The organism is Brooklawnia sp., assembly GCF_032229645.1.
GTDB lineage: Bacteria > Actinomycetota > Actinomycetes > Propionibacteriales > Propionibacteriaceae > Brooklawnia.
In genome coordinates, this window is record NZ_JAVTWX010000101.1 from 1 (window position 1) to 6,045 (window position 6,045).

A 6,045-nucleotide genomic window follows, 5' to 3' on the forward strand; every position below is an offset into this window, starting at 1 on the left:
GAGCAGTTCGGCGACGCGATCGGTGAACTCGCCGTGCTCACCGAGCTCGGTCGGGAAGAATCCGCCGGTCATGATCTTCTCGACGTGCTCGTGGGTGTTCTTGGCACCAGCGGTCGCTGCGGCGAGCTCCTCGCGCTGCGGCTCTTCCATCTCGGCGGCGATCTGGCCGGGATCGAATCCGGCCGGGGGAGCGACACAGGCGATCCATGATGCGGCGGTCAGCGCCATCTCGTTGGGCATTTCGCCCATATTCAGCAGCCGCAGCGCGGGCTCGGGGATGCGCTGCAGCAGCTTGGCCGAGCCGTCTGAGCCAACACGAGCGGTCTTGTCGCCAAGGGCGTGGTTCTGCCAGCGGTGGAAGAGCTGGGCGACATAGGCGTCCGCATCGAATCCGTGGGGTAGCTCAATGCTGGGCAAGAACTCGTCATAGATCGCGGCGTGCACCGACTTGGCCACAAACTCCTTGTCGCGGGCGGACGGGATGGTCGGCGAGTTGCTGAGCCCGCCCAGGTAGCTGATCAGCGAATGCGAGCCGTTGAGCAGACGCAGCTTGACCAGCTCGTACTGCTCCACTTCGTCGGAGAAGGTGACTCCGGGTGCTGCCTCCCAGGCTGGTCGTCCGGCCTTGAAGTGGTCTTCCAGCACCCACATGGTGAATGCCTCGGCCGGCACCGGCGCCTCGTCGCGCAGACCGAGGATCTGCTCGACCTGTGCCTTGGTCTGATCGTTGGTGCCGGGCACGATCCGGTCGACCATGGCATTCGGGAAGGAGACGTTCTCGGCGATCCACGACAGCGCGTTGTCGTCCACGCCTGCGGCCTGCAAGAACTCGGTCACCATCGCCTTGGTTGTGTTGCCGGCCGACTGCATGTTGTCGCACGACAACACGGTGAGCGGAGCCTTCGACTCCTGGAAGCGCTTCACCAGACCCCACGCCAGCTGAGCCAGCGGAGCCTTCGCACTGTCCGGGCCTGCCAGACCGGGCGCGATCTCATCCGAGCCGGTCGTCAGATGGCCGGTGACGCCGTCCTTGTTGTAGCCCTTCTCGGTGATCGTCAACGTGACGATCTTGTGATTTGGATCGGCGATCGCCGCGAGCACCTCGGCGGGCTGCTCAGCCGCGACGAAGAGCCGGCGGTGCACGTCGACAAGCTGAACGTCGGTGCCTTCCGGGCTCAGCTGAAGGATCGAATAGATGAAGTCCTGATTGAGCATCGGATCGATGATCCGGCGAGAACGGTTGGCAACGCCGACGATGCCCCAGTCGCCACCCGCCTCAGCCATCGCGAGCGCCGTGTTCACAGCTGCGTGTGCACGGTGGAACTGTCCAATGCCAAGGTGCACGATGCCGGTGGCACCGGGAGCCGACGCCCCGATCCGGCGTTCAACCGGGAAATTGGAGCGATTCAGGTTTGCCATGGAGATCACCAATCTGGTCGCGGATAATGAACGAAGCGCTGCCTACCGGCATCCGAACACGGCGGACATCCGATCGGCATTCGTCATGACTTATTCTCGCAGCGCCGGGCGTGACCTGGCGAGCGCTGGCAGTTGTTGCCAACGTCCATCACATTGTCCGCATTTGGTTTCGGCTCACCGACTGGCTTATGGTTGACACGTGGTTTCGACCTTCAGCGCATCGTTGGCGCTCCTCCTTGGTCGCCGCAGCGAGACTCGCTAAGGCCAGTCGCTCTCGCTGCGGAGTTTTTGGCGCGTCCGACTGACACCAACCATTCATCCGCAGCCAAGGAGACCATCATGACCACCGAGATTCACGCCTATCCCAAGCCCCGCACCAAGCCGCAGCCGCGTCCCGTTCAGCAACCGAGCCCGATGCCATTCCGCCGCTACGAGCCATTCCGTCCGATCGTGCTGGAGGATCGCAGCTGGCCGACGAAGTCGATCGACCACGCCCCGCGTTGGCTGTCGACCGACCTGCGCGATGGCAACCAGGCGCTGATCGATCCGATGACCCCCGGACGTAAGCGCAAGCTCTTCGACCTGCTGGTCAACATGGGCTTCAAGGAGATCGAGGTCGGTTTCCCGTCGGCATCGCAGACCGATTTCGACTTCGTCCGGTCGCTGATCGAATCGGACGCAGTACCCGACGATGTGACGATCTCGGTGCTGACCCAGGCGCGTCCCGACCTGATCGAGCGCACCGCCCAATCGCTGATCGGCGCCAAGCGCGGCACGATCCACATGTACAACGCCGTTGCCGAACTCTTCCGTCGCGTGGTCTTCCATGTCGACGAGCAGGAATGCAGGCAGTTGGCCGTGGACGGCACTCGTTGGGTGATCGGTGCGGCAGAGAAGTATCTGTCCAATGTCGAGTTCGGCTATGAATATTCGCCCGAAATCTTCACCCAGACACCGACCGAGTTCGCCGTCGAGGTCTGCAATGCGGTCGTCGACGTCTGGCAGCCCGACGCCGAGCGCGGGATCATCCTGAACCTGCCGGCGACGGTCGAGATGAGCACTCCGAACACCTACGCCGACCAGATCGAGTACTTCTGCCGAAACGTCAAGTCTCGCGAGAATGTCTGCGTTTCGCTGCACACCCACAATGACCGTGGCACCGGCGTGGCGGCCACCGAGTTCGGCCTGATGGCCGGCGGCGACCGTGTGGAGGGATGCCTGTTCGGGCACGGCGAACGCACGGGCAATGTCGATCTGGTCACCGTCGGCATGAACATGTACACGCAGGGCATCGACCCGCAGATCGACTTCAGCGGTCTGGACGAAGTGCGTCGCACGGTCGAGTACTGCACGGGTATGCCGGTGCCGGCCCGCCAGCCCTACTCCGGCGATCTGGTCTACACCGCCTTCTCCGGCTCCCACCAGGACGCCATCAAGAAGGGCCTGGAGGATCTGGAGTCGAAGGCCGCGGGTTCGGGGATCGGTGTCCACGAGATTCGCTGGGAGGCTCCGTACCTGCCTGTCGATCCTCACGATGTGGGTCGCACCTACGAGGCAGTGATCCGCGTCAACAGTCAGTCCGGTAAGGGCGGCATGGCCTATCTGATGAAGAACGATCATTCTCTGGTGCTGCCGCGTCGGCTGCAGATGGAGTTCAGCCGGGTCGTCCAGCGCCATTCGGACAGCGAGGGCGGCGAGGTCACCAGCGATCAGCTTTGGCAGATCTTCTCCGACGAGTACCTGAACCGCCGCGAACCGCTGTGGGGTAAGGGATTCACACTGGAGACGAGCGAGGAGGGCCGGTCGACCATCAAGGCCAGGATCGTGTCGAACGGCGTCGAGAAGGTCATCACCGGTGAAGGCAATGGCCCGGTCTCGGCTTTCGTGGACGCGCTGACCAGCGTCGGAGTGAGGGTCCGGGTGCTCGACTACAACGAGCACGCGCTGACCGCCGGAGGAGACGCGAAGGCTGCTGCCTACGTGGAGTGTGAGATCGAGAACGGCGAGGTCGAAGTGCATTGGGGCGTTGGGATCGATCCTGACATCACGACGGCTTCGCTGAAGGCCGTGATGAGTGCCGTGAATCGGCACACGGCCGAATCGCTGGCGATCGCCGGCTGATCCGGCATCCCGCACGCCCGTCGACCTGAATCCGATCGGCACCAGCGATGCGCGGCGTGGCAGACTCGAATCCGTGAGCCTTAGCCAACCCGCACCGCTGGTGCTTCGCGATCACCGCTTCGACGCAGCGCACCCGGCGGTGATGGGCATCATCAACAGGACGCCCGATTCGTTCTATGCCCCCGCTCGGCACGTCGAGTTGGACGATGCCCTGGCACGTGCAGGCACGATGATCGACGAAGGCGCGGACATCATCGATATCGGAGGCGTGCGAGCCGGACAGGACGGTGACTGGGTCACCGAGGCGGCGGAGGTCGACCGGGTCCGGCCGTTCCTCACGCTGTTACGTGAGCGTTTTCCCGAGTTGGTCATCAGCCTGGATACCTGGCGCGCCGGGGTCGCGTCCGCCTGCGCCGGGTTGTTCGACCTGATCAACGACACCTGGGCCGGGGCAGACCAGGACCTCGTCCAGGTGGCGGCGCGCGAGGGGTCCGGCTATGTGGTCTCGCACACCGGAGGCCTGCCGCCACGCACCGACCCGCACGGCATCGACTACGGGCCCGGCGATGGGGTGGTGAACGATGTGCTTCGCGTGCTTGAGGCCGGTGCCGAGCGGGCTGTCGCCGCCGGGGTGTCGCCGGACGCAGTGCTGCTCGATTCCACGCTCGACTTCGGCAAGACCACGCAGAACTCGCTGCGGCTGGTCGCCACCACGGATCGGGTGGTTTCGCTGGGCTATCCGGTGCTGATGGCCATCAGCCGCAAGGATTTCGTGGGGGAGACTCTCGACCTGGGCATTGATGAGCGTCTCGAAGGCACCCTTGCAGCGACCGCGATCGCGGCCTGGCAAGGCGCGACGGTCTTTCGGGCGCACGATGTGCGGGCGACCCGCAGAGTGCTCGACATGGTCGCGTCGATCAGAGGCGATCGTCCGCCTGCCAGATCCGAACGCGGGCGGTAGGCGGCGCTTAGACATTCGCCGGGAGTTCGCTGCCGATACCTCGATGACGGATCGGGACGGCGTGGACGTCCATTGACGCCGCTGGTGGCTCAGGCAGTTCGTTCAGCCCCTCGGCTACGAATCCCGCATCGGCGAGCATCTGGAGGTCGGCGGCACCAGCGGCACCCTCACTGGTCAGGTAGTCGCCGAGGAAGATCGAGTTGACCACCTCGAGCATCAGCGGCTGCATGCTGCGGATGTGCAGCTCGCGGCCGGCCGCGGCGCGGACCTCCGCGTCCGGATGTACGAAGCGGACCATCGCCAAGATGCGCAGGCATTGCTGCGGTGTGAGGTGGTCGGCGGCACCCTCCAGCGGCGTGCCGTCGAAAGGCAGCAAGAAGTTCACCGGGACCGAATCGACGCCGTGGGCGCGCAGATCGAAAATGACATCGACGAGTTCTTCGTTGGTCTCGCCCATCCCTGCGATCACTCCGGAGCAGGGGGAGAGTCCGTTGCGCTTAAGCACCTCAACCGTGTCGATCCGGTCATCGTAGGAGTGCGTTGAGCAGATCTCGTCGTAGTGGCTGCGCGCCGTGTTCGCATTGTGGTTGTAGGCATCTGCGCCCGCTTCCTTGATAGACGCGGCCTTGTCATCGTCCACGAACCCCAGGCAGACGCACACCTCGACATCTGGATGAGTCTGTTTGATGTCGCTCACCATCCGATTCACACGGTTCACCTCACGGGTACTGGGACCATGGCCGGACGCCACCAGACAGACCCTGCGGGCACCGCCCCGAATGCCGGCCTCGACCGCGTCATAGACAACCCGGGGGTCGGCCCAGGAGTACTTCATGATCTCCGCGCGAGAGCCCAGCCGTTGCGAGCAGTAGGAGCAATCCTCGGGGCACATGCCGCTCTTGAGATTCACGAGGTAGTTGAGCCGCACCCGATTGGCGAAGAAATGTCTCCGGACCTTTCCCGCCGCGGCAAGCACAGACATCAATTCGTCGGCGCTGCTGCGAAGGACCTCGAGGGCCTCGTCCCGGGTGGCCGACTCTCCCTGAACACCGCGTCTGGTCATCTCGGCGAGATTCATCACTGTCTCCTAGAGCTCCAGGCTCATCTGACTCCGCCGACCCGCATCTTGCTTGGAAGGCGGCGTCGGGCGACGCGGATTGAACACCGTTAAGGATTGAACAGTGTTAAGGATAGCGGGTGGCGTCACTTCACGTCATTCGGGATGGCACCACCGAACCTACGGTCGCGTCCGGCGTAGCCCTCGACGGCGGCCCAGAGATCTCGGCGGTCCCAATCAGGCCAGAGCTTGTCGACGAAAACCAGTTCGGCGTAGGCGGATTGCCAGATGAGAAAATTGGAGATCCGCTGCTCACCCGAACTGCGCACGAAGAGGTCAACATCGGGGATCTCCGGCTCGTCCAGGTAGTGCCGGAAGGTCTTTTCGGAGATCCGCTCGGGATCGAGCCTACCGGCGGCGGCCTCGCGGGCAATCTGACGGGCGGCGTCCACGATCTCTGCGCGTCCGCCGTAGTTGACGCAAAACT

The 6,045-nt window shown here is 64.0% G+C and carries 5 protein-coding genes; 2 read left to right on the forward strand and 3 right to left on the reverse strand.

The window, feature by feature from the left end:
• Nucleotides 1–1,419, reverse strand: a 1,419-nt coding sequence (locus AAFP05_RS07650) for a mannitol dehydrogenase family protein (protein ID WP_341729268.1), incomplete at its 3' end; no start/stop codon positions are given.
• 339 nt (nucleotides 1,420–1,758) lie between these two features.
• Between AAFP05_RS07650 and leuA the strand changes: the two genes are divergently transcribed.
• A complete protein-coding gene (gene leuA / locus AAFP05_RS07655) occupies nucleotides 1,759–3,540 on the forward strand; it encodes a 2-isopropylmalate synthase (RefSeq protein WP_341729269.1) in 1,782 nt (593 codons plus the stop codon).
• 73 nt (nucleotides 3,541–3,613) lie between these two features.
• Nucleotides 3,614–4,501 (forward strand): dihydropteroate synthase, encoded by an 888-nt coding sequence (folP, locus tag AAFP05_RS07660; protein ID WP_341729270.1) that lies wholly within the window; start codon nucleotides 3,614–3,616, stop codon nucleotides 4,499–4,501.
• A 7-nt stretch (nucleotides 4,502–4,508) separates the two neighbouring features.
• On the opposite strand, the gene bioB is transcribed toward folP, so the two are convergent.
• Both bioB and uppS read right to left on the reverse strand, forming a co-directional pair.
• A complete protein-coding gene (gene bioB / locus AAFP05_RS07665; RefSeq protein WP_341729271.1) occupies nucleotides 4,509–5,579 on the reverse strand; it encodes a biotin synthase BioB in 1,071 nt (356 codons plus the stop codon).
• A 125-nt stretch (nucleotides 5,580–5,704) separates the two neighbouring features.
• On the reverse strand, nucleotides 5,705–6,045 hold a 341-nt coding region (uppS, locus tag AAFP05_RS07670; protein WP_341729272.1), incomplete at its 5' end, for a polyprenyl diphosphate synthase.

What these genes read in the sequence shown, in the direction of transcription:
- bioB (WP_341729271.1), bottom strand. Translation starts at nt 5,579, where the DNA reads ATGAATCTCGCCGAGATGACCAGACGCGGTGTTCAGGGAGAGTCGGCC.
- leuA (WP_341729269.1), top strand. Translation starts at nt 1,759, where the DNA reads ATGACCACCGAGATTCACGCCTATCCCAAGCCCCGCACCAAGCCGCAG.